Genomic DNA, 23,118 nt, shown 5'->3' with positions numbered 1-23,118 from the left:
GGCCGTGTGACGGGCGGGATTCTCAAGATCCCGAAAAACCGGACGGCCGCGTTTCGCGGACGTGACGCATATCACGGCCGGGTCACATCTCCGACCGCCGTCTATCTGGCAACGATCTGCCCCCGCTAGATTCCGACCACCGCCCCGACCTTCGGGGCGGTGGTCGGTGCGTTCTTTCGCGACAGGGGGTCTGCCGTGCTCCATCGAAAGATCGTCAAGTTCGCCGTGCCGCTGGCGGCCGGTGTGCTTGCTCTGAGCGCCTGTTCCAGCAATGGAAAATCGGGCGGCGGGGGCAAATCGGGCGGTTCCGGAGGGGGTAAGACCGTCACCATCGGGTTGCAGGGGCCACTCTCCGGGGCCAATGCGCAGCTCGGTATCAATGTGAAGGACGGGGTGCAGCTGGCGTTCAACCAGTTCAACGCCAAGCCCAACAAGCCGTTCACCGTGAAGCTGGCGACCTCCGACGACGAGGGCGACCCGTCGAAGGCGAACGCCGCCGCCACCCAGCTGATCCAGAACAATTCGATCAAGGCCGTCATCGGGCCGATCTTCTCCGGTCCGACGAAGGCCTCCGAGCCGCTCTACTCCTCGGCCAGCCTGCTGTCGATCACGCCGTCGGCGACCAACCCGCAGCTGACCACGCAGGGTTTCACCTCGTTCCTCCAGGGCATCGCCAATGACAATCTGCAGGGCAAGGCGATGGCCGACTACATCACCAAGAAGCTGACGCCCAAGCCGACGAAGGTCTACGTCATCGACGACAAGTCGGAGTACGGTGTCGGGCTGGCCAACGTGGCCCGCGCGGACCTGAAGGCCGACGGGGTGCAGGTGGTCAGCGACAGCGTCCCGGCCGGGACGCCGGACTACAGCGGTCCGGCCGCCAAGGTGGCCAACTCCAAGGCGACGGCGCTGATCTACGCCGGCTACTACGCGGACGCCGCCCCGCTCGCCAAGAAGCTGCACGACGCCGGGTACACCGGCGCGGTCTTCTCCGACGACGGCGCCAAGGATCCGCAGCTGGTGAAGCTCGCCGGCACCGCGGTCAACAACTGGTACCTCACCTGCCCGTGCACGGACCCGACGGTCCAGGCGTCCACCAAGACCTTTGCGACGCAGTACACCTCGACGTTCAAGACCCCGCCGTCGACGTACTCGGCGGAGGGCTACGACGAGGCGAACATGCTGCTCCAGCAGATCACCAAGCTGGGCGCGGGGGTCTCCCGGCAGGCGCTGCTCGCGGCGATGAAGACGGCCGACTACAAGGGCATCAGCAAGGAGTTCTCGTTCAAGTCGACCGGCCAGTTCAAGGGCACCGACGTCTGGATCTACCAGGTGAAGAGCGGGAAGATCACATTCCTGGGGAATGTGAACCAGCTCGTCGGCTCCGCGGGCTGACGGCGGGCCGATGTCCTCGTTTCTTGATTACCTGACGCTGGGCATCGTGCTCGGGTCGATGTATGCGATCTTCGCTATCGGATACACGCTGGTGTACGGGGTCCTGCAGCTGATCAACTTCGCGCACAGCGAGGTGTTCATGACGGGCGGCTTCGTCGGCATGATCGTGCTGACGGAGTTCGCCCCGTCCCGCCCGCACGGATTTCCGTCCGTGCTGTGGATGGTGATCGGCTGCCTGAGCGGAATGGTGGGCGGCGCGGCGATCGCCTGGTGCCTGGAGCGGGTGGCCTACCGCCCGCTCCGCAAGGCGCACGCCCCGCGGCTGGTGTTCCTGCTGAGCGCCGTGGGGGCATCGTTCTTCCTGTACAACCTGTGCGGGAAGCTGTTCGGGCGGACGCCCATCCAGGTGCCGTCGCTCTACACCAACAGCGTGCTCTTCCACTGGCCGGGCACCTCGGTGGAGGTGCGGGTCAACCAGGTCGTGGTGGTGGGCGCCGCGGTGGTGATGATGATCGCGCTGGACCGGGTGGTGAACCGCACCAAGCTGGGCTCCGGCATCCGCGCGGTGGCCCAGGACGCCGAGACCGCCGGGCTGATGGGCGTCGACATCGACCGGGTGGTCTCGCGCACCTTTGTGATCGGCGGGCTGCTGGGCGGCGCCGCGGGCTTCCTCTACGGCTACGCGGTCTCCGGCCAGGTGGTCTTCACCATGGGCTTCGTCCCGGGCATCAAGGCGTTCGCGGCCGCGGTGCTGGGCGGCATCGGCAATGTCCGCGGGGCGATGCTCGGCGGGCTGCTGCTGGGCGTCATCGAGAGCTTCACCGTTCCCCTGCTGGGCAGCGAGTGGATCGACGTCGCGGCATTCGTCATCCTGGTGCTGGTGCTGATGTTCCGTCCGACGGGCCTGCTGGGCGAGCGGTTGGGGAGGTCGGCATGAGCGGCGGGACGGCGTCCGAGGAAAGCTTTCGGCGTCCCAAGGTGGACGTGGCCAGGCTGCGCCGCGACGCGTGGTACCGGCGGCCGCGCTGGCGGCGGCTGCTCGGCTTCGTGGTGGCCGGCCTGGCGCTGGCGGTGGTGACGGGGCCCCAGGGCGCCGGCTCGACTGCCCTGATGTCCTCGCTGAAGGCGACGTTCACCTCGGTGCCCCGGCTGGGCGTCTGCGTGGGCATCGGGGTGCTGCTGTGGGCGGTGCGGGAGTTCGGCGCGCCGCTGCGCGCCCCGGCGCGCACCGCCCAGGACGGGGTGGCCCGCGGGGTGGCGCCGCTGCGCCGGTTCTACGCCGCCGGGGTGTGGCCGAAGCTGGCGGTCGGGGCGCTGGTGCTGCTGGCCGGCGCGGTGATCCCCAATCTGCTTTCGCCGACCTGGCAGGTGGTCTTCGTCGAGCAGATGGGCGTCTATCTGCTGCTGGCGGTCGGCCTCAATGTGGTGATCGGCTGGGCGGGCCTGCTCGACCTCGGCTTCGTGGCCTTCTACGCGGTGGGCGCCTACAGCGTGGCGTTCTGGACGGGCTCGCTGCCGGTGCAGCCGCCGGTGGTGCTCAACCCGTTCGTGGTGATCCCGATCGCGGTGCTCACCTGCCTGGCGGCGGGGCTGCTGCTGGGGACGCCGACACTGCGGCTGCGCGGCGACTACCTGGCGATCGTCACGCTGGGCTTCCACGAGATCGTCTATCTGGTGGCGAAGAACGCGGACGGCTTCACCGGCGGATCGCGGGGGACGACCAAGATGATCCCGCATCCGTCGATCCACCTCTTCGGGCTCGACTACAACTGGATGTTCGATCCGCTGCCGTACTGGTACCTGATCCTGGCGTTCACCGCGATCCTGGTGGTGCTCTTCTCCCGGCTGGAGAACTCCCGGATCGGGCGGGCCTGGACGGCGGTGCGCGAGGACGAGGTCGCGGCGCAGGCCAGCGGGCTCAACACGGTGCGCTACAAGCTGATGGCGTTCGCCATCGGGGCCTCCACCTCGGGGCTCGCCGGCGTCGTCTACGCGTCCAAGGTGGGCTTCATCAACCCGGACAACTTCCCGCTGCTGGCGTCGATCCTGGTGCTCTCCTATGTGATCTTCGGGGGGATGGGCTCGATCGCCGGGGTGCTGGTGGGCACCGCGCTGCTGACGCTGCTGCCGCAGTGGCTGAAGTCGTACGTCCCGGCGGAGGACCGCTACATGTACCTGGGCGGGCTGCTGGTGGCGATGATGATCTTCCGGCCGCAGGGGGTGATCCCCTCCCGCCGCCGGCAGCGCGAGATCAAGCTCGCGGAGAGCGGCGTCGGCGGGGCGGACGCGACCGGCGCGGCGGGAGGCACCACCTCATGACGGCGACGGCGACGATGGACGCGTCCGGCGGCGGCGAGGTGCTGCGCACCCGCGGGGTAACGCTGCGCTTCGGCGGGCTGGTGAGCCTCCAGGACATCGACCTGACGATGCGCCGGGGCGAGATCCTGGCGGTGATCGGCCCCAACGGGGCCGGCAAGACCTCCCTGTTCAACGTGCTCACCGGGGTCTACACGCCGCAGGAAGGGGAGTTGACGTTCATCCGGGCGGACGGCGCGCCGGTGAGTCTGCTGGGACGCAAGCCGTACCGCGTCAACCGGCTGGGCCTGGCCCGCACCTTCCAGAACATCCGGCTCTTCGCCGCGCTCACCGCCCTGGAGAACGTCCAGATCGCGGCCGAGCGGGCGCAGCGCTCCGGCCCGATCGCCAACATGCTCGGCATGCCGTGGGCGCGCCGCGACCAGAAGGCGTCGGCGGGGCGCGCGGCGGAGCTGCTGGAGTTCGCCGGGCTCGGCGCCCGCGTCAACGAGCTGGCCGGCAACCTCAACTACGGCGACCAGCGGCGGCTGGAGATGGCCCGGGCACTCGCCTCCGACCCGGAGGTGCTGCTGCTGGACGAGCCGGCGGCGGGCACCAACCGCGTGGAGAAGGAGCAGATGGCCGCACTGATCCGGCGGATCAACGAGGAGCTGGCGATCAGCGTGCTGCTGATCGAGCACGACATGCGGCTGGTGATGTCGGTGGCGCACCGGGTGATGGTGCTCAACTTCGGCCGGGTGATCGCCGAGGGCCGCCCGGAGCAGGTGCAGCGCGACCCGGCGGTGGTGGAGGCCTACCTCGGCGCCGCCGAGGAGGACGCCGAGAACACGAGGGAGACCGGTGACGCGGTCGGGCGGGAGGACGCGGATGAGTGAGAGCGAGCCGCCGCTGCTGGAGCTGGACCGGCTGGAGGTCTCCTACGGCGCCATCCGCGCGCTGCGCGGCATCTCGGTGGCCGTCCGCCGCGGCGAGGTGGTGGCCCTGCTGGGCGCCAACGGCGCCGGGAAGACCACCACCCTGCGCACCGTCAGCGGCCTGCTGAAGCCCCGCTCGGGCGGGGTGCTCTTCCGCGGCGAGCGGATCGACGGGGTGCCGGCCCACCATGTGGTGGCGCTGGGCATCGCGCACGCCCCCGAGGGGCGCCGGGTCTTCCCCGTCATGTCGGTGCTGGAGAACCTGCGGATGGGCGCCTACCGGTTCCGCGGCGGCGCCCGCCGCGAGGACCTGGACCGCGTCTTCGGCCTCTTCCCGCGGCTGGCCGAGCGCCGCACCCAGCTGGCCGGCACCCTCTCCGGCGGCGAGCAGCAGATGCTGGCGATCGGCCGGGCCCTGATGGCCCGCCCGGAGCTGCTGCTGCTGGACGAGCCGTCGATGGGGCTGGCGCCGATGGTGGTCCGTCAGATCTTCGAGATCGTCCGGGAGATCAACCAGCAGGGCACCACCGTGCTGCTGGTGGAGCAGAACGCCGCCCAGGCGCTGCGGCTCGCCACCCGCGGGTACGTCCTGGAGACCGGCGCGGTCGTCATGGAGGAGACCGCGGAGGTGCTGCTGCGCGACGACCGGGTGCGTGCCGCCTACCTCGGCGAGGGCGCGGCCTGAGGCGGCGGCGCGGCGTGGGCCGCCGGCCCTACTGGTCGCGCAGGTTGCAGGTGATGCGGGCGGTGCAGACCCGGCGGTCCTTCTCGTCGGTGATGACGATGTCGTAGGTGGCGACGGTGCGCCCCAGGTGCAGCGGGGTGGCGGTGCCGGTGACCAGGCCTTCGGTGGCCGAGCGGTGGTGGGTGGCGTTGAGGTCGACGCCCACCGCGTAGCGGCCGGGGCCGGCGTGCAGCATCGCCCCGATCGAGCCCAGCGTCTCGGCCAGCACCGCCGAGGCGCCGCCGTGCAGCAGGCCGTAGGGCTGGCGGTTGCCGTCCACCGGCATGGTGGCCACGACCTTGTCGGCGGAGGCCTCGACCAGGGTGATGCCCATCCGGGCGCCGAGGTCGCCGCCGGAGAAGAGGGCCGGGTCGATGCCCTCGGCGCGGAACCGCTCCATCAGGTGGTCGGGGAACACCTTGTCGCTGCTCATGCCTGCCTTTGTACCAGGCGCACCACGATCGACTTGGACGTGGGGGTGTTGGACGTCTCGGCCGTGGAGTCGAGCGGGACCAGCACATTGGTCTCCGGGAAGTAGGCGGCGGCGCAGCCGCGCGCCGTCGGGTAGCCGACCACCCTGAAGTTCTCCGCCCGCCGCTCCTGCACCGTGCCGTCGGGCAGCGGCCATTCGGAGACCACATCGACGTGCTCGCCGTCGGCGACGCCCAGCGCGGCCGCGTCCTCGGGGTGCACCAGCACCACCCGGCGGCCCTGCCGGATGCCGCGGTAGCGGTCGTCGAGGCCGTAGATGGTGGTGTTGTACTGGTCGTGGCTGCGCAGCGTCTGCAGCAGCAGCCTGCCCTCCGGGACCCGCTTGACCACCAGTTCGTTGGGGGTGAAGTTGGCCTTGCCGCTGGCCGTGGGGAAGCTTCGGCTGTCGCGCGGGGCGTGCGGCAGGGCGAAGCCGTCCGGGCGCTTGACCCGGGCGTTGAAGTCCTCGAAGCCGGGGACGACGCGGGCGATGCGGTCGCGGATCCGGTCGTAGTCGGCGGCCATCTCGGCCCAGGGCACGGCGTCCTCGGCGCCGAGTGCGGCGACGGCGAGCCGGGCGATGATGGCGATCTCGCTGAGCAGCAGGTCGCCGGCCGGGGGCAGGTTGCCGCGCGAGGAGTGCACCATGCCCATGGAGTCCTCGACGGTGACGAACTGCCGCCCGGAGGCCTGCCGGTCGCGGTCGGTGCGGCCCAGGGTGGGCAGGATCAGGGCGCGCTGCCCGGTCACCACGTGCGAGCGGTTGAGCTTGGTGGAGACGTGCACGGTCAGCCGGCAGCGCCGCATCGCCTCCTCGGTGACGGCGGTGTCGGGGGTCGCGGAGACGAAGTTGCCGCCCATCGCGAAGAAGACCCGCACCCGCCCGTCGCGCATCGCCCGGATGGACTCCACGGTGTCGTGGCCGGGCCGGCGCGGCGGCTCGAAGCCGAACTCGGCGCCCAGCGCGTCCAGGAAGGCGTCCTTGGGCTTCTCGTAGATGCCCATGGTGCGGTCGCCCTGCACATTGCTGTGGCCGCGCACCGGGCACACCCCGGCGCCGGGCCGGCCGATGTTGCCGCGCAGCAGCAGGAAGTTGACGACCTCGCGGATGGTGGGCACCGAGTCGCGGTGCTGGGTCAGGCCCATCGCCCAGCAGACGATGACGTTCTCGGCCCGGACGACCTCCCGGTAGGCGGCGTCCAGCTGCGCCTCGGGCAGGCCGTGGGCGGCGGCCAGCTCCTCGGGGGCGGTCTTGCGGGCGGCGTCCGCGAACTCCTCGAAGCCGTGCGTGTGCTCCTCGATGAAGGCGCGGTCGAGCTGCTGCTCGTCGGCGAGCAGCCGCCGGTTCAGCTCGCGGAAGAGCGCCAGGTCGCCGCCGAGCCGCACCTGGAGGAAGAGGTCGGAGAGCCTGGTGCCGCCGCCGGCCATGCCGTGCACCGTCTGCGGGTTCTTGAACCGCTCCAGCCCGGCCTCGGGCAGCGGGTTGACCGCGATGATCCGGGCGCCGTTCTTCTTGGCGGCCTCCAGGGTGGCGAGCATCCGGGGGTGGTTGGTGCCCGGGTTCTGCCCCGCCACGATGATCAGATCGGCCTTCGGCAGGTCCTCCAGCAGCACGCTGCCCTTGCCGATGCCGATCGTCTCGGTGAGCGCCGAACCGGACGACTCGTGGCACATGTTGGAGCAGTCCGGCAGGTTGTTGGTGCCGAGCCGGCGGGCGAACAGCTGGTAGAGGAAGGCCGCCTCGTTGCTGGTGCGGCCGGAGGTGTAGAAGACCGCCTCGTCGGGTGTGGCGCAGCGCTTCAGCTCCCCGCCGACCAGCGCGAAGGCGTCGTCCCAGGAGACCGGGCGGTAGTGGGTGGCGCCGTCGTCCAGCAGCATGGGGTGGGTGAGCCGGCCCTGCTGGCCCAGCCAGTAGTCGGAGCGCTCGGCGAGCTCGGCGACCGGGTGCGCGGCGAAGAACTCCGGCCCCACCCGGCGCACGGTGGCCTCCTCGGCGACCGCCTTGGCGCCGTTCTCGCAGAACTCGGCGAGGTGCCGGTGGCCGCCGTCGGGCCAGGCGCAGCCCGGGCAGTCGAACCCCTTCTTCTGGTTCACCCTCGCCAGCGCCCGGACCGTGCGGACGGCCCCCATCTGCGCATTGCTGATCTTCAGTGCGTGGTAGACCGCGGGCGCGCCGACGGCCGAACGCTCCGGCTCGCCGATGGTGGGGGCGTCCTGCGCCGGGTCGTCCTGGGGTGCCTTGCTCGCCATGCGGACCACGCTACTCGGGCGGTGCGGCCCGGTCGACGGGGAGTGTCGGTGCGGACCGCTAGGGTTTCGGTGTGGCAGCGAAGGCAGCACCTCGGGACGGGAAGATGGCGGAGAAGAAGGCGGACGCGAAGAAGGCCGGCGGCGGTGGGGCGGGCGGCGATCGCCCCCGCCTGATGCTGCTGGACGGGCACTCCATGGCCTACCGGGCCTTCTACGCCCTCAAGGAGGGCGGGATGACGACCTCGGTGGGGCAGCCGACGTTCGCCGTCTACGGCTTCGCCAGCATGCTGGCGAACACCCTGCGGGACGAGCGGCCCACCCACTTCGCCGTCGCCTTCGACGTCTCCCGGCGCACCTTCCGCACCGAGGAGTTCCCGGAGTACAAGGCCAACCGCGCCGAGACGCCGGACGAGTTCCGCAGCCAGGTCGAGCTGATCAACGAGATGCTCGACGCGATGAACGTCCCGCACCTGGCCCTGGAGGGCTTCGAGGCGGACGACATCATCGCCACGCTGGCCACCGAGGCGGCCGCCGACGGCTACGAGGTCTTCATCGTCACCGGCGACCGCGACGCGCTGCAGCTGGTCACCGACGACGTCACCGTCCTGTACCCGACCCGCGGCGTCTCCGAGCTGACCCGCTTCACCCCGGCCAAGGTCGAGGAGAAGTACGGCCTCACCCCCGCCCAGTACCCGGACTTCGCGGCGCTGCGCGGCGATCCGTCCGACAACCTGCCCGGCATCCCCAAGGTCGGCGAGAAGACGGCCACCAAGTGGATCGTCCAGTACGGTTCGCTGCAGGAGCTCGTCGAGCACGCCGACGAGATCAAGGGCGTGGTCGGCACCAACCTGCGCGACAACCTCGACTCGGTGCTGCGCAACCGCCGCCTCACCGAGCTGGTGCGCGACGTCGAGCTGGAGCTGGGCCCCGGCGAGCTGGCCCGCAAGCCGTTCGACCGGCAGGCGCTGGACGTCCTGATGGACGCGCTGGAGTTCCGCAACGACAACTTCCGCGGCCGGGTGCTGGCCGTCGATCCCGCCGGCCTCGGCGCCGAGGCCGCGGCGGCCGAGACCGCCGAGGCCGGGCCGAGCATCGCGGGCCGGGCGCTGGCCCCCGGCGAGCTGGCCGGCTGGCTCCAGGAGCACGGCGGCGAGCGGGTCGCGGTCGCCGCCGACTACACCTGGGAGCTGGGCGCCGGCGATGTCGCCGAGGTGGCGCTCGCCGTGGGGTCCGGCCCGGCCGCCGCCTTCCGCCCCGAACGGCTGGACGGCGCCGACGAGTCGGCGCTCACCGCCTGGCTCGCCGACGCCGGCCGCAAGAAGGCCGTCCACCTCGGCAAGCACCTGGTGCGGGTCTTCGCCGAGCGCGGCTGGCCGCTGGCCGGCGTCGAGATCGACACCGCGCTCGCCTCCTACCTCGACGAGCCCGGCGCCCGCCCCTTCGAGACCGACCCGCCCGGCCGCCACCGCCGCGACCGCGCCGGCCGGATCCGCTTCGACAAGTCCAAGCGCCAGCTCACCGAGCTGGAGGTGCTGGTCGAGGACGTGCTCCACCGCGAGCTGCCGCGCGCCGCCGCGCTGGGCGCGGCCGGCAACCTCACCGAGGAGGACGGCCAGCAGGCGTTCGACTTCGACGCCGCCGAGCAGGAGGAGGGCGCGAACGACCGCGCCGCCTCCGAGGCGCTGATGCTGGAGGCCCGCGCCGTCTCCGACCTCGCCGACCACTTCGGCGCCAAGCTCGCCGGCAGCAACGCCCTGGAGCTGATGCGCGACCTCGAACTGCCTCTCGGGGACGTGCTGGTGGGCATGGAGCGGGTCGGCATCGCCGCCGACCGCCCGGCCCTGGAGCGGCTCGTCGAGCAGTACCAGGCGGAGGCCGACCAGGCGGTCGCCGAGGCCCACAAGGTCGTCGGCCACCCGCTCAACCTGGGCTCGCCCAAGCAGCTGCAGGAGGTCCTCTTCGAGGAGCTGGGGCTCCCCAAGACCAAGAAGACCAAGACCGGCTACACCACCGACGCCGACGCGCTGGCCTGGCTCGCCGGGCAGACCGACAACGAGCTGCCGGTGATCGTGCTGCGGCACCGCGACCGCAACCGGCTGAAGACCACCGTCGAGGGCCTGATCAAGACGGTGGCGCCGGACGGGCGCATCCACACCACCTTCAACCAGATGGTGGCGGCGACGGGCCGGCTGTCCTCGACCGACCCCAACCTGCAGAACATCCCGGTGCGCACCGAGGACGGCCGGCACATCCGGCGGGCGTTCGTGGTCGGCGAGGGCTACGAGTCGCTGCTGACGGCCGACTACTCGCAGATCGAGCTGCGCGTGATGGCCCATGTCTCGGAGGACGCCGGCCTCCTGGAGGCCTTCCGCTCCGGCGAGGACCTGCACAACGCGGTCGCCTCCCAGGTGTTCGGCGTCCCGCCCGAGAAGGTCGACGCCGAGATGCGCCGCAAGATCAAGGCGATGTCGTACGGACTGGCCTACGGGCTCTCCGCGTTCGGCCTCTCCGGCCAGCTGGGCGTCTCCGCGGAGGAGGCCCGCACGCTGATGGACACCTACTTCGAGCGGTTCGGCGGGGTGCGGGACTACCTGCGCCGGGTCGTCGACGAGGCGCGGGCCACCGGCTTCACCGAGACGCTGCTCGGCCGCCGCCGCTATCTGCCCGACCTCAACAGCGACAACCGGCAGCGCCGCGAGATGGCCGAGCGGATGGCGCTCAACGCGCCGATCCAGGGCTCGGCGGCGGACATCGTCAAGCTGGCGATGCTCAAGGTGGACCGGGCGCTGGCCGGCGAGGGGCTGCGGTCGAGGATGCTGCTCCAGGTGCACGACGAGATCGTGGTCGAGGTGGCGCCGGGCGAGCGCGAGGCGGTGGAGCGCCTGGTCCGCAAGGAGATGTCCGGGGCCTACCCGCTCAAGGCGCCGCTGGATGTCTCGGTGGGCGACGGCGCCAACTGGGAGGACGCCGCCCACTGAGGGCCGCGGTGTCCGGTTCGCCGGTCTTGCGGCCCAGCGCCCCGCCCGGCCCGGGGCGGGGTCGCAGGTGGGATAAAGTGGCTCGGCGCGCTGCGCAGCGAAGCCGGTGACATCCCGGGGGACCGGGACCAGTCCGGCGCTGTCCCGCAACTGTGACGCCCCCTTTCCGAGGGCGGCGAAGCCAGGTCGCCTGCGAGCGCGCCGACGACGTCCCACCTCGTGGCCAGGGTGGGCCCGTCCGCGCCGTCGCGGCGTGTCCGGTCCCCTCCCGCCACCCGTCCATCGGAGCAGTGGCGGATGACCCACCCCCTGAACCGCCGGTTCGCCGGCACCGCCGCCGCGGCGCTCGCGGCCCTGGCCCTGCTGGCCGGCTGCGGAAGCAGCGGATCCGGCGGCACGAGCGCCCCCGCCGCGAGCAGGAGCGCCGCGTCCGGCGCGGCGGCCGGCGCCCCCAAGCGGATCGTCTCGCTGTCGCCCACCGCCACCGAGGACCTCTACGCGGTCGGCGCCGGCCGGCAGGTGGTGGCCGTCGACAGCCTCTCGGACTACCCGAAGCAGGCGCCGAAGACCTCCCTGAGCGCCTACACCCCCAACGTCGAGGCGATCGCCAAGTACCGCCCCGACCTGGTGCTCGCCGCCCAGGACCGCGGCGGCCTGGTCTCCGGGCTGAAGAAGCTCGGCGTGAAGACCGTCGTGCTGCCCGCCGCCGACACCCTCCCCGCGGCCTACGCCCAGGTTGCCCAGGTCGGCAGCCTCACCGGCCACGCCACCCGGGGCCGCTCCGTCGCCGCCGCGATGAAGACCTCCATCGACGGGCAGCTGAAGAAGGCCGGACGCGACCACTCCGACCTCTCCGCCTACTGGGAGACCACCGCCAAGCCGTACTACGCGGCCTCCTCCGACAGCCTGGTGGGCCGCATCGTCGCCATGTTCGGGCTGCGCAACATCGCCGACAAGGCGCCCGGCGCCGCCTCCTCCGGCGGATACCCGCAGCTCAGCGAGGAGTACATCGTCAAGTCCCGCCCGGACGTGGTGCTGCTCGCCGACACCGGCTCCGGCGGCGGCCAGACCGCGGCCACCGTCAAGGCCCGGGCGGGCTGGTCCGTCGTCCCGGCCGTGGCCAAGAACCGCATCTACCCGCTCGACGCCGACATCGCCTCCCGCTGGGGGCCGCGCCTTCCGCTGCTGGTCGGCAGCATCGCCAAGGCCGTCGAGCAGGCCGGTAAGTGACCCACCGTCGGGGCCGGCTGGTCTGGCTGCTGGCCGTCGCCTTCCTGCTGGCCGCGCTGGCCTGCGGAGTGACGGTCGGGGCCTCCGGGCTCGGCCCCGGCGAGGTCTTCCGGGTGCTGGTCGACCAGCTCCCCGGGGTGCACGCCGGCGGCGCCGTCGACCCGGTCGACCGGGCCGTGCTGCTGCAGATCCGGCTGCCGCGGGTGCTGCTCGCCGCGCTGGTCGGGGCGCTGCTCGCGGTAGCCGGCGCCGGCTACCAGGGCGTCTTCCGCAACCCGCTGGTCGACTCCTCGATGCTCGGCTCCTCCGCCGGCGCCGGGCTCGGCGCCACCGTCGCCATCGTCGCCGGGGCGGCCGGACTCGCCGTCCCCGCGGCCGCGTTCGCCGGGGCGCTCGCCGCCGTCGCGCTGGCGCTGGCGGCCGGCTCGGTGGGCCGCACCTCCACCTCGACGCTGCTGCTCGCGGGCGTCGCCGTCGGCCTCTTCTTCTCCGCCGCCCAGACCTTCGTGCTGCAGGGCGCCACCCGCTCCCTCCAGGAGGTCTACGCCTGGCTGCTGGGCTCGCTGGCCGGCGCCGACTGGACGCACCTGGCGCAGCCGCTGCCCTACGCGGTCGTCGGCACGGCCGTGGTGCTGGCGCACGCCCGGCGGCTGGACGTGCTGGCGGTCGGCGAGGAGGAGGCCGCCTCGCTGGGCCTGCACCCGGCCCGCATCCGGCTGCTGGTGGTCTGCGGGGCGACGCTCGCCGCGGCCGCCGCGGTCGCGGTCAGCGGGCTGATCGGCTTCGTCGGGATCGTCGTACCGCACGCGGTGCGGCGCCTCGCCGGCGTCTCGCACGTCCGGGTGCTGCCGCTGTCGATGCTGGTCGGCGCCGGATTCCTGGTGCTCGCCGACACCTTGGCGCGCACCGTGCTGGCCCCCGCCGAGCTGCCCATCGGGGTGGTGACGGCGGCGCTCGGCTCGCCGCTGTTCGTCTGGATCCTGCGCACCACCCGCTCGGGGGGCGCGTCATGACGCTCCGCGCGGAGGGCGTGCGCGCCGCGCTGGACGGCACCGAGGTGCTGCACGGCGTCGACTGCCAGGTCCCCGACGGCGGCTGGCTCGCCGTCATCGGCCCCAACGGGGCGGGCAAGTCGACGCTGCTGCGGGCGCTCGCCGGGCTGCTGCCGCTGGCCGCCGGACGGATCGCCCTGGACGGCGAGGACCCGGCGCGGATGCGCCGCCGCGAGCGGGCCCGCCGGCTCGCCTACGTCCCGCAGGCGCCGGTGATGCCGGCCGAGCTGACCGTCGAGGAGTACGTCCTGCTGGGGCGGACGCCGTACCTGGGCCCGCTCGCCGCGCCCGGCGCGAGCGACCGCGCGGCGGCCGGCGAGGCGATGGAGCGGCTGCGGCTCACCGGGCTGACGCGGCGTCGGCTCACCACGCTCTCCGGCGGCGAGCGGCAGCGCGCGGCGCTGGCGCGGGCACTGGCCCAGCGGCCGCGGCTGCTGCTGCTGGACGAGCCGACCTCGGCGCTGGACGTCGGCCACCAGCAGCAGGTGCTGGGCCTGGTGGACGAACTGCGGGCGGACGGCGGCCCGGCGGTGGTCTCCACCCTCCACGACCTGACGACCGCCGGGCAGTACGCCGACCGCCTGGTGCTGATGGCCGCGGGCGAGGTGGCGGCGGAGGGCCCCGCGGAGAAGGTCCTCACCGAGCAGCTCATCCACCGCGTCTACGGCGCCCGCGTCGAGGTCGCCCGGGACAGCACCGGGCGGCCGGTGGTCATCCCGGTCCGCGCGCCGTAGCGGGAGCCACGAACCGGTAACTCCGCGACGATCGCCGCGTCCCGCGGCGCAACCCGGGCAAACTGACACGGTGACCGCACCCAACGCTCGCCAAGAAGCCGCCAGGCTCACCTCCTTGGGCATCACCGCGGCGATGCTGACCTTCGTGGACGTCGCCGGGATCACCCGCGTCAAGGTCGTCCCCGTCCCCCGCCTCCCCGACGCCGCCGCCCGCGGCGTCGGCATGTCGCCGGTCTTCGACACCTACCAGGTCGACGACTCCGCCACCCCCGGCCGCTTCATCGGCGGCCCCGACGGCGACCTGCGCCTCGTCCCCGACCTGAGCCGGCTGCGCACCGCCGCGCCCGTCGCCGGCTGGGCCTCCGCCCCCGTCGACCGCTTCGCCCAGGACGGCACCCCGCACCCCGCCTGCCAGCGCGCCTTCGCCCGCCGCCAGGCGGCCCGCGCGGCCGACGACCACGGCCTGGAGCTGCGGATGGGCTTCGAGACCGAATGGATCTCCACCCTTCCGGGCGACGACGACGCCGAGCTCGCCTACCCGTGCGAGGGACCCGCCTACGGCGCCGCCCGGATCGCCCAGCTCCCCGGGTACCTCACCGACCTGCTGCGGGCCCTGGACGAGCAGGAGGTGACCGTCCTCCAGCTCCACCCCGAGTACTCGCCCGGCCAGTTCGAGCTCTCCACCGCCCCCGAGGACCCGGTCGGCGCCGCCGACACCGCCGTCCTGGTGCGCGAGGCGATCCGCGCCGTCGGCCTCGCCCACGGCCAGCGCTCCTGCTTCGGCCCCGTCCTCGTCCCCGATGGCGTCGGCAACGGCCGCCACCTGCACCTGAGCCTCTGGCGGGACGGGCGCAACCTGTGCCGCGGCGGCAACGGCCCGTTCGGCATGACCGAGGAGGCCGAGTTCTTCCTCGCCGGGGTGCTGCGCGAGCTGCCCGCGCTGCTGGCGATCGGCGCCCCCAGCCCGGCGAGCTACCTGCGGCTCATCCCGTCCCACTGGGCCGGCGTCTACCAGGTGTGGGGCCACGAGGCGCGGGAGGCCGCGCTGCGGTTCGTGACGGGCGCCCCGGACGACACCGACGCGGCGAACGCCGAGGTCAAGTGCCTGGATCCGGCGGCCAACCCGTACCTCGTGGTCGGCGCGGTGATCGCCGCCGGGCTCGCCGGCATCGACGACCGGCTGAAGCTGCCCGAGCCGATCAGCGGCGACCCCGCCGCGGCGGACGGCACCGCGGGCGGCCCCGTCCGGCTGCCGACCACCCTGCGCGAGGCGACCGACCGCTTCACCGACTCCGAGGTCCTCAAGGCCGCGCTCGGCGAGGTGCTGCACGACGTCATCCGCACCGAACGCCTCGCCGAGGTCGAGCTGTTCGCCGGCCGCGACCCCCAGGAGATCGCCGCGGCCACCCGCTGGAGGTACTGACCGATGACCACCGCCTGGCGCCTCGACCCGGAGGCGCTGCCGCCGCTCGTCGACCACCACTGCCACGGCCTGATCCCCGCCGAGGAGCCGATGACCGAGGAGGCGCTCGCCCGCCGCCTCACCGAGTCCGACACCCCGCCCGCGCCCGGTACCACCCACCTCGACAGCCAGCTGGGGTTCGCGGTGCGGCGCTGGTGCGCGCCGCTGCTGGGGCTGGAGCCGCACGCCGCGATCGGCGACTACCTCGCCCGGCGCACCGAGTTGGGCGGCGCGGAGGCGGAGCGCCGGCTGCTGGGTGCGACCGGGATCGGCGCGTTCCTGGTGGACACCGGGTTCCGCCCGGCGGGCCCGGCGCTCGGCGGGCCGTCGCCGGAGGGGACGGTGCGCCGCGAGGTGGTGCGGCTGGAGACGCTCGCCGAGGAGGTGGTGGCGGCGAGCGGGGCGCACGACTTCGCCGACCGCTTCGAGGCGGCGGTGGAGGCCGCGGTGGAGGGCGGGGCCGTCGCCTTCAAGTCGATCATGGCGTACCGGCACGGCTTCCGGCTGCACCGCACCGGACGGCCCGGCCGGCGCGAGGTGCGGCGCGCGGCCGACCATGCGCTGATGGTGGCGCGGCTGGCGGAGCGTCCGGTGCGGATCAACGACCCGGTGCTGCACCGGTTCCTGCTGTGGACGGCTGCCGACTCGGGGCTGCCGATCCAGATCCACACCGGCTTCGGCGACCCCGATCTGCGGCTCGCCGAGACCGATCCGGCGCTGCTGACGGAGCTGCTGCGGGAGTTGGCGTCCACCGGCTGCGAGGTGGTGCTGCTGCACGGCTACCCGTTCCACCGCTCGGCGGCGTACCTGGCGGCGGTGCTGCCGCACGTCTACGCGGACGTCGGGCTGACGCTGCACCATGTGGGCGCGCGGGCGGCGGCGGTGCTGGCGGAGTACCTGGAGCTGGCGCCGTTCGGGAAGCTGCTGTTCTCCACGGACGCGGCGGGCGTGCCGGAGCTGTACGCGGTGGCGGCGCTGACGTACCGCGAGGCGCTCGCCACGGTCCTCGCCGGCTTCGTCGCGGACGGCGCGTGGGCTCCGCCGGACGCGGAGCGCGTCGCGCGGCTGGTCTCCACGGAGAACGCCTTGCGTGTCTACGGGATGGCGTGACCCGCGCCCCGGCACCTCACGCCCGCAGGCGGGTGGGGTGCCGGGGCGGGAGGTGCGGCGAACAGGGGCCACGGCCTACTGCCGTGCGGCCAACCGCCCCCGCAACCACGAGAACGCCGCCTCCTGCATCGCCACGTCAAAGCGGTGCGGCCCCTCGAACCACTGCCCCTGGTACCCGTCCTCCCCGCACGCCGCCGCCAACGTGGCATCCGCCGCCGCCATCCCCCGCTCCGGAAACAGCGCGTCCCCCCGCGCGTACTGCACCAGCAGCCCCGCCCCCGCCGACACCGCGCAAGCGGTCAGCGCCGGCCACTCCGCGATCGGACTCAGCGCCGCGGGCTGGAACATCCAGGTGTGCTTCACCGCGAACCCGTCCAGCAGCTCGTCGTACGTCGACATCATCGCGGAGATCGCCACCGCCGCCATCCCGCCGTCGAACGCCCCCAGCATCGCCGAGCGGCACCCCCCGCCGGAGAGCCCCGCGCACCCGATCCGCGACCCGTCCACCTCCGGACGCGACCGCAGGTACGCCGCCGCCGCGAGGTCCTCGCCCGCGACCACGCCGGCGACCGAAGTGCCCAGCAGCCCGCACCACTTGGAGACGACGTGCTCGTAGGGGTTGGCGACGGAGTCGTACGCGCGCTCCGCGGCGTGCCCCTCCGCCCCGGGGATCTGGTCCGCCGGGATGCGCCGGCTGCCCCACAGGAAGGTGTCGTGCGCCAGCACCACGTGGCCCCGGCGGGCCAGCTCGTCCGCCCAGGCCCGCCCGCCGTACAGCTCCTCCTGGCACGCGGCGGCGTATCCGTCGGGGCCGTCCGGGCCGTTGGCGATCTTCTCCTTGCCCTGCCACTTGTGGCCGCCGTGGCAGTGCAGCGCGACGACCCCGGGCAGCGGCTCCGCCGGATCGGCGCCGGCGGGACGCAGCAGATAGGCGCGGGTGCGCGGGCCGAACCCGACCGACCAGGAGACCTCCTCGCCGACCAGCTCGCCGTCCGCGCTGGTCCAGCTCCGCTCCACGCGCGCGTCGCCGGGCGCCAGGTCCAGCACGCCGATCGCCTCGCGCGCGGCGGCGACCAGCTCCGGACCGGGCGCCATCCGCCCGGCCCGGCGCGGCGCGGTCAGCTCCACCAGCTCGGAGAAGATCCCCAGATCGCGGTAATCGCGTTTGCCGTTCCCCAGCAGCTCCATGCGCCGCACCCTATCCGGCAGTTCGGCCGCCCGGCCCGGTCGCGAACGGCCGGGTCAGGACACTCCCGATCACGCCGCCGCCCCCTCACGCCGCCGCCGGCTCCTCCGCCGCGACCCCCGCGGTCTCCGGCAGCCGCGCCAGGCACAGCAGCGAGACCACCGCCAGCCCGGCGAGCATCCACCCCACCGAGTCGGCCCCGAACCGCGGTTGCAGCCGGATCGCCAGCAGCGGCGCGGCCCCGCCGCCCACCACCCCGCCGAGGTTGTAGGCGACCGCGGCGCCGCTGTAGCGCACCCGCGCGGCGAACAGCTCCGGCAGGAACGCCCCGATCGGCCCGTGCAGCGCCCCGTTGAGCAGCCCGGCGACCGCGAGCCCCACCCCCGTCAGCGCCACCGAGCCGGAGTCGAGCAGCGGGAAGAGCGCCAGCGACCACAGCCCGGCGGCCGCCGTCGCGGCCCGCACCGGCACCCGGCGTCCCAGCCGGTCCGAGGCCCCGGCCGAGGTCCAGGTGCCGGCGGCCAGGCAGACGATCGCGACGAGGGCCAGCGACAGCGCCGTCCGCCGCGGCATCGCCCGGACGGTGGTGAGGTAGACGAGGCAGTAGGAGGAGGAGATGTAGAAGAGCGCGTAGGAGAACGCCATCACCCCGGCGCCGAGCAGCACCTGCCGCGGGCTGCCGCGCAGCACCTCCAGCAGCGGGCGGCGGCTGGTCTCCCGGCGTTCGGCCAGGCCGGCGAAGACCGGGGTCTCGGCGATCCGCAGCCGGACGACGAGCCCGGTGACCAGCAGCGCGGTGGAGGCGAGGAACGGCAGCCGCCAGCCCCAGGAGTCGAACGCCGCCTTGTCCAGGACCACCGACAGCAGCCAGAACGCCCCGGTGGAGGCGAAGAAGCCCGCGGACGGGCCGAGTTGCGGGAAGCCCCCGGCCCGGCCGCGGCGCTCCGGCGGGGCGGACTCCACGGCCAGCAGCACCGCCCCGCCCCACTCGCCGCCCAGCCCCAGGCCCTGCACCACGCGCAGCGCCACCAGCAGCGCGGGCGCCCAGGCGCCGATGGACCGGTAGCCGGGCAGCACGCCGATCAGCACGGTGGCGCCGCCCATCATCAGCAGCGACAGCACCAGCATCGACTTGCGGCCCAGCCGGTCGCCGAAGTGCCCGAAGAGCGCGGCGCCCAGCGGCCGGGCGAGGAAGGCCACGGCGTAGGTGGAGAAGGCCGCGAGGGTGCCGGCGGCGGGGGAGAGCTGCGGGAAGAAGGCGCGGTTGAGGACGAGGGCGGCGGCGGTGCCGTAGGCGAAGAAGTCGTAGAACTCGATGGCGGTGCCGATGAACGACGCGGCGGCGACACGCCGGAGGCCGGATTGCATGATCGCCAGTCTCGGCGCGGCCCGCGCCGCGGCGGCATCCCCCGAAGGCGTGAGACGCGGGTGCGTCGGGGGCGTGCGCGCCGGGCGCGGGCCGTCGGGATCACCCCGAGGCGCAGGTCAACTTGGCGTCGGCCCAGTCGCCGTGGTCGTGCGCGTTGTTGTCGCCGACCTGGTTGATCATCAGGTCCAGCTTCTGCACCCCGGTGACGTCCACCGAGACGGGCTGGGCGGGGCCGCCGCCGACCAGCTCCGGCGTGGTCACCAGGTCCTTGCCGTCGCCGCGGACCGTGAACGTCACGTCGCCGGCGTTGCCGACCTCGGCGTCGATGCCGGTGACGGCGGTGAAGCGGGTGCAGTTGCCGCCCAGGTAGACGGTGACGTCGCCGATCGCATGGACGCCCAGGCCCTTTTTGTAGACGGTGCCGGCAAGGGTGAGGGGGAGTCCGTCCCCGGCCGCCTGCTCGCCGTTGGAGGTGTCCCGCTCGACCGGTCCCCAGCCGTTGGTGGTCGCCGGGAACGCCAGGTCGCTGACGTAGACGTCCCCGGTGGGCGGCGGGATGGGGACGGTGACCGGGGTGCCGCCCGTGGTCCAGTGCGGCACCGCGTCCCGCCCGTAGGTGGCGACGACGCCCAACCGGTGGTCCAGCGGCGTGTCCAGCGCGGTCGGCGCGGTCACCTGCCAGCTGGCGGTGGCCGTCCCGCCGGGCTTCACCGTGCCGAGCCGCACCGGCCCGGACGCGGCCTTCCACCCGGTGGGCAGGTCGGGGGCGAGCGTCAGCCCGGTCGCCGTCGGGCCGCCTGCCGGCACCGCGAACGTCGCGGTGAGCGTCGTGGACGCGCCCCGCTGCACGGTCGTCGGGTCGGCCTTGACGGCGAGCGTGGCGGGCGCGGGCGCGCCCGAGGCGGGGGTGATCCGCAGGTTGTCGAACTCGTCGGTCTGGTAGCCGACTATGCCGATGCCCACGCTGCCGCTGCGGTAGGCGGAGTCGTCCACGGCGGCGATGCGGCGGCCGTCCACGGAGGCGGTGAGCGTGGTGCCGTCCATGGTCAGCCCGATGCGGTGCCAGGAGTCGAGACCCGGCGCACGGGTGGTGCCGCCGACGATCTTCGTGATCGTCCCGTCGGTGTCCGAGCGGGAGATCGACCAGTTGCCCTTGGCGTCGATCCGGTAGAGGTAGCCGGCCTGGTGGGACTGCGGCCGCTGCTGGTCGCCGGCCCGGCCCCACAGCTCGACGGGGGCGTCGCCGGCCATCCGGACGTCCGTGGAGACCGTGTAGTCCTTCCAGGTGCGGTCGCCGAGCAGGGCGTAGGCGTCGGAGTCGTCGTTCCACTCGATCGGCTTGACGGGCGCCATCTGCCGCAGGCACTGCCCGCCGCGCCCGGTGCACGGCCGCACCTCGAACGCGCCCTGCATGTCGGCGAGGTAGCGGGCCTCGCTGCCGGTCCGGTCCTGGTCGTAGGAGTCGGCGTAGGGCAGCCGCAGGCCGTGCGCGGCCGGGCCGGCGGCGGTTCCCTTGCCGCCGGCGCCGACGGTGGTGAGGGTGTAGACGCGGCCGGGCTTGAGGTCGAGGGAGTAGCGCCCGTCCGAGCCCGGGGTGAGGTCGGGCAGCCGGGTGAAGTTGTCGGGGGCGGCGGCGGAGCTGACGTCCGTCTCCCGGACCTGCAGCGCGGCCGGGTGCGGCAGGCCGCCGGCGGTCGCGAGGCTGAGGTGCTGGTCGGCGGTGGCGGTGGTGGTCTCCACGATGGTGCTGAAGGCGTCGCCGCCGGGGGAGCGCAGCGAGACGTAGGAGCCGTTGGCGCGGTCGCCGCCGAGGTAGCCCGAGGCGCTGTCGAGGAACCGCCAGCCGGGCCGGGTGAACTGGGTGACCTGGGCGGTCGCCCACAGGCTCTTGCCCAGCGAGTAGGCGCCGGACCAGGGGGAGTTGGCGACGGCGAGCCCGGTGGTCTCGTAGGGCATGCCGGGGTAGAGGGCGGCGATCAGCGGCCAGTTGAGGTAGGCCGTCATGTCGGCGTCGAGGTAGCCGCGGGTGATGGAGCGGATCAGCGCGGGGGCGCCGGTGTTGTCGTCCTGGGAGCCGTTCTCGCTGGCCCACAGCGGCTTGCCGGTGGCCTTGGCGTTGGCCGTGGTGGAGCAGGAGAGGGCGGGTCCGCCGTCGCCCTGGCAGGGGTAGTGGGCGCCGACGATGTCGATGGAGTCGGCGAACTTCTTGTCGGCGACCATGTCGTCGGCGACGTCCCAGCCGGAGTCGGCGCCGACCACCTGGGTGGTGGCGTAGCCGTGGCTGCGGAGGGCGGCGTGCAGGTTCTCGTACCACGCCTTGTCCCAGCCGCGCTCGTTCCAGCCGCCGAGGTAGTCGACGCCGATGTGGTGGGTGGCGGCGCAGCCGAGCCAGTCCATCAGGTAGTCGACCATGTCCTGGGACCAGAAGTCGCCGTTGCCGATCCAGCCCGGCGCGCCCCAGGCGAGGCCGTAGATCTTGATGTGCGGGTTGCGGGCCTTGGCCTGCTCCATGATCCACCACTCGTAGCCGCGGTTGCAGTCGAGGTCGCCGCGGGTGTGCTCGTGGCTGGGCTCGGCGCCGTCGGTGGAGTTGGTGTCGCCGCCGATCTCGACCTTGAGGATCTGCAGGTCGGCGCCGTAGCCGGGTTTGAAGAGGTAGTCGAGGATGCGGCTGCGCTCGGGCTCGGGGTAGTCCATCAGCAGGCGGCTGTTGCCGCCCCCGCCGCTCTCGGCGCCGATGCCGTCGAAGGTGAGTCCGGTGGCGTGGCCGTCCACGGTGATGGCGGTGGACGGCGGGTCGGCGGCGGCGGTCGCGGCGGTCGCGGCGCGGGCCGCGGGGCCGGGTGCGAGGAGGACGGAGGCGAGGAGGGCGAATAACGCGAGGAGGCGGCTGACGCCGCTGGTGCGGCTGGTACGGCTCATGCGGGGACCCCCAGGTCATGACTACGTTGTCAAAAGCCGTGTACGCCACAGTGATTGCGGACCTGACAAGCTGTCAAGAACCTGTGCGGAGGTCGGGTGCGCTAGCGGGGCCGCGTCCCCCGGTGCGCCGGGACCGTCCGCGGGTCCTCCGGCCAGGCATGTTTGGGGTAGCGTCCGCGCAGGTCGCGCCGGACGGCCTGGTAGCCGTCGCCCCAGAAGGACCGCAGGTCGCCGGTGACCGCCACCACCCGCCCCGCGGGCGAGAGCAGATGGAGCGTCAGCGGGACGCGGCCGCCGGCGAGCGCCGGCGCCTCCTCCCAGCCGAAGACCTCCTGGAGCTTCACCGCCAGGAACGGCCTGCCGTCCCCGCCGTACTCCACCCGGACGCGCGAGCCGCTCGGCACCGCCACGCGTTCGGGGGCGAGGGCGTCGAAGCGCAGCGCGGCGCCGGACGGGTCGTTCCAGGGCAGCAGGCGCCGCAGCGCGTCCGCGGCGTCGGCGCGGGCCAGGTCGGCGCGGCGGCGGGCGCGGCCCAGCTCGGGGCCGAGCCACTCCTCGGCGCGCGCGGCGAGGGCGCCGTCGTCGACGGCGGGCCAGGGGGCGCCGACCTCCTGGTGCAGGAACGCCATCCGCCGGCGGAGCCGCTCGGCGCCGTCCGTCCAGCGCAGCATCCCGGACGGGCCCAGCTCGCGCAGCCCCTCCAGCAGCGCGGCCCGCACCGCGGCCGGATCCGGCTCCCGCAGCGGCGCCGAGCCGAGCACCACCGCGCCCAGCCGCTCCACCCGGCGCGCCACCACGTCGCCGCCGTCCCACCGCACCTCGTCGGCGACGGCCGCCCCGCCGGCCACCCGCAGCGCCGTCGCGCCGTCCAGCACCGCGGCCAGCCGGACGCGCGCCGAGGCCCGCCCCTCGGGCCGATCCGCGACGGCCACCGCCAGCCACTCCGCCCCGCCCAGCCGCGACCCCGCCCCCACCTCGGCGGCCGTCCCCGACACCATCAGGTAC

General features: G+C 73.6%; 17 protein-coding genes. 11 read left to right on the top strand and 6 right to left on the bottom strand.

The genetic code is table 11. The features are described 5' to 3' along the window. Nucleotides 1-159: 159 nt before the first annotated feature. The 5 genes from BIV57_RS22080 to BIV57_RS22060 are packed head-to-tail and all read left to right on the top strand — an operon-like array spanning nt 160 to nt 5,310. Nucleotides 160-1,395 carry a branched-chain amino acid ABC transporter substrate-binding protein gene (locus BIV57_RS22080; protein ID WP_336447174.1) on the top strand — a complete coding sequence of 412 codons (1,236 nt, stop codon included), beginning with the start codon at nt 160-162 and terminating at the stop codon, nt 1,393-1,395. A gap of 10 nt (nt 1,396-1,405) precedes the next feature. Further along, nucleotides 1,406-2,332 (top strand): branched-chain amino acid ABC transporter permease, encoded by a 927-nt coding sequence (locus BIV57_RS22075; RefSeq protein ID WP_071658632.1) that lies wholly within the window; start codon nt 1,406-1,408, stop codon nt 2,330-2,332. Then, nucleotides 2,329-3,714: a branched-chain amino acid ABC transporter permease gene (locus tag BIV57_RS22070; protein ID WP_071658631.1), complete on the top strand. Its 1,386-nt coding sequence runs from the start codon at nt 2,329-2,331 to the stop codon at nt 3,712-3,714. Before BIV57_RS22075 ends, BIV57_RS22070 begins: the two co-directional genes overlap by 4 nt. Further along, a complete protein-coding gene (locus BIV57_RS22065) occupies nt 3,711-4,586 on the top strand; it encodes an ABC transporter ATP-binding protein (protein WP_071658630.1) in 876 nt (291 codons plus the stop codon). Before BIV57_RS22070 ends, BIV57_RS22065 begins: the two co-directional genes overlap by 4 nt. After that, nucleotides 4,579-5,310 (top strand): ABC transporter ATP-binding protein, encoded by a 732-nt coding sequence (locus BIV57_RS22060; RefSeq protein WP_071658629.1) that lies wholly within the window; start codon nt 4,579-4,581, stop codon nt 5,308-5,310. Before BIV57_RS22065 ends, BIV57_RS22060 begins: the two co-directional genes overlap by 8 nt. A gap of 28 nt (nt 5,311-5,338) precedes the next feature. On the opposite strand, the gene BIV57_RS22055 is transcribed toward BIV57_RS22060, so the two are convergent. Both BIV57_RS22055 and BIV57_RS22050 read right to left on the bottom strand, forming a co-directional pair. Continuing rightward, nucleotides 5,339-5,782, bottom strand: coding sequence for a hotdog fold thioesterase (locus BIV57_RS22055; protein WP_071658628.1), 444 nt, complete (start codon nt 5,780-5,782; stop codon nt 5,339-5,341). Continuing rightward, nucleotides 5,779-8,070, bottom strand: a complete 2,292-nt coding sequence (locus BIV57_RS22050) for an FdhF/YdeP family oxidoreductase (RefSeq protein WP_071658627.1) — start codon at nt 8,068-8,070, stop codon at nt 5,779-5,781. Before BIV57_RS22050 ends, BIV57_RS22055 begins: the two co-directional genes overlap by 4 nt. 104 nt (nt 8,071-8,174) lie before the next feature. Between BIV57_RS22050 and polA the strand changes: the two genes are divergently transcribed. From polA to BIV57_RS22020, 6 genes are all read left to right on the top strand, one after another. After that, nucleotides 8,175-11,048 carry a DNA polymerase I gene (gene polA, locus BIV57_RS22045; RefSeq protein WP_079170584.1) on the top strand — a complete coding sequence of 958 codons (2,874 nt, stop codon included), beginning with the start codon at nt 8,175-8,177 and terminating at the stop codon, nt 11,046-11,048. A 297-nt stretch (nt 11,049-11,345) separates the two neighbouring features. Further along, entirely contained in the window at nt 11,346-12,278 is a 933-nt protein-coding gene (locus BIV57_RS22040) for an ABC transporter substrate-binding protein (RefSeq protein WP_071658625.1), read from the top strand. Next, nucleotides 12,275-13,291, top strand: coding sequence for a FecCD family ABC transporter permease (locus BIV57_RS22035; RefSeq protein ID WP_071658624.1), 1,017 nt, complete (start codon nt 12,275-12,277; stop codon nt 13,289-13,291). The genes BIV57_RS22040 and BIV57_RS22035 overlap by 4 nt, the downstream gene beginning before the upstream one ends. Continuing rightward, the gene (locus tag BIV57_RS22030) at nt 13,288-14,064 is read left to right on the top strand and encodes an ABC transporter ATP-binding protein (protein WP_071658623.1); all 777 of its coding nucleotides are present in this window, start codon (nt 13,288-13,290) and stop codon (nt 14,062-14,064) included. The genes BIV57_RS22035 and BIV57_RS22030 overlap by 4 nt, the downstream gene beginning before the upstream one ends. Before the next feature lie 133 nt (nt 14,065-14,197). Then, complete coding sequence (locus BIV57_RS22025; protein ID WP_079170586.1) at nt 14,198-15,487, top strand: type I glutamate--ammonia ligase; 1,290 nt, start codon at nt 14,198-14,200, stop codon at nt 15,485-15,487. A 3-nt stretch (nt 15,488-15,490) separates the two neighbouring features. Continuing rightward, nucleotides 15,491-16,636: an amidohydrolase family protein gene (locus BIV57_RS22020; protein WP_071658621.1), complete on the top strand. Its 1,146-nt coding sequence runs from the start codon at nt 15,491-15,493 to the stop codon at nt 16,634-16,636. A 75-nt stretch (nt 16,637-16,711) separates the two neighbouring features. Here BIV57_RS22020 and BIV57_RS22015 read toward each other — a convergent pair whose 3' ends face one another. The 4 genes from BIV57_RS22015 to BIV57_RS22000 form a co-directional block, all read right to left on the bottom strand. After that, nucleotides 16,712-17,824, bottom strand: a complete 1,113-nt coding sequence (locus tag BIV57_RS22015) for a dienelactone hydrolase family protein (RefSeq protein ID WP_071658620.1) — start codon at nt 17,822-17,824, stop codon at nt 16,712-16,714. 85 nt (nt 17,825-17,909) lie between these two features. Further along, entirely contained in the window at nt 17,910-19,190 is a 1,281-nt protein-coding gene (locus BIV57_RS22010; protein ID WP_071658619.1) for an MFS transporter, read from the bottom strand. Nucleotides 19,191-19,290: 100 nt separating this feature from the next. After that, a complete protein-coding gene (locus tag BIV57_RS22005; protein WP_071658618.1) occupies nt 19,291-22,113 on the bottom strand; it encodes an NPCBM/NEW2 domain-containing protein in 2,823 nt (940 codons plus the stop codon). 101 nt (nt 22,114-22,214) lie between these two features. Then, nucleotides 22,215-23,118: ATP-dependent helicase C-terminal domain-containing protein (locus BIV57_RS22000; RefSeq protein WP_272868246.1), on the bottom strand; the 904-nt coding region annotated here is incomplete at its 5' end.

The organism is Mangrovactinospora gilvigrisea, from assembly GCF_001879105.1.
Classification (GTDB): Bacteria; Actinomycetota; Actinomycetes; order Streptomycetales; family Streptomycetaceae; genus Mangrovactinospora; species Mangrovactinospora gilvigrisea.
This window is presented reverse-complemented; position numbering and strand designations above follow the sequence as displayed.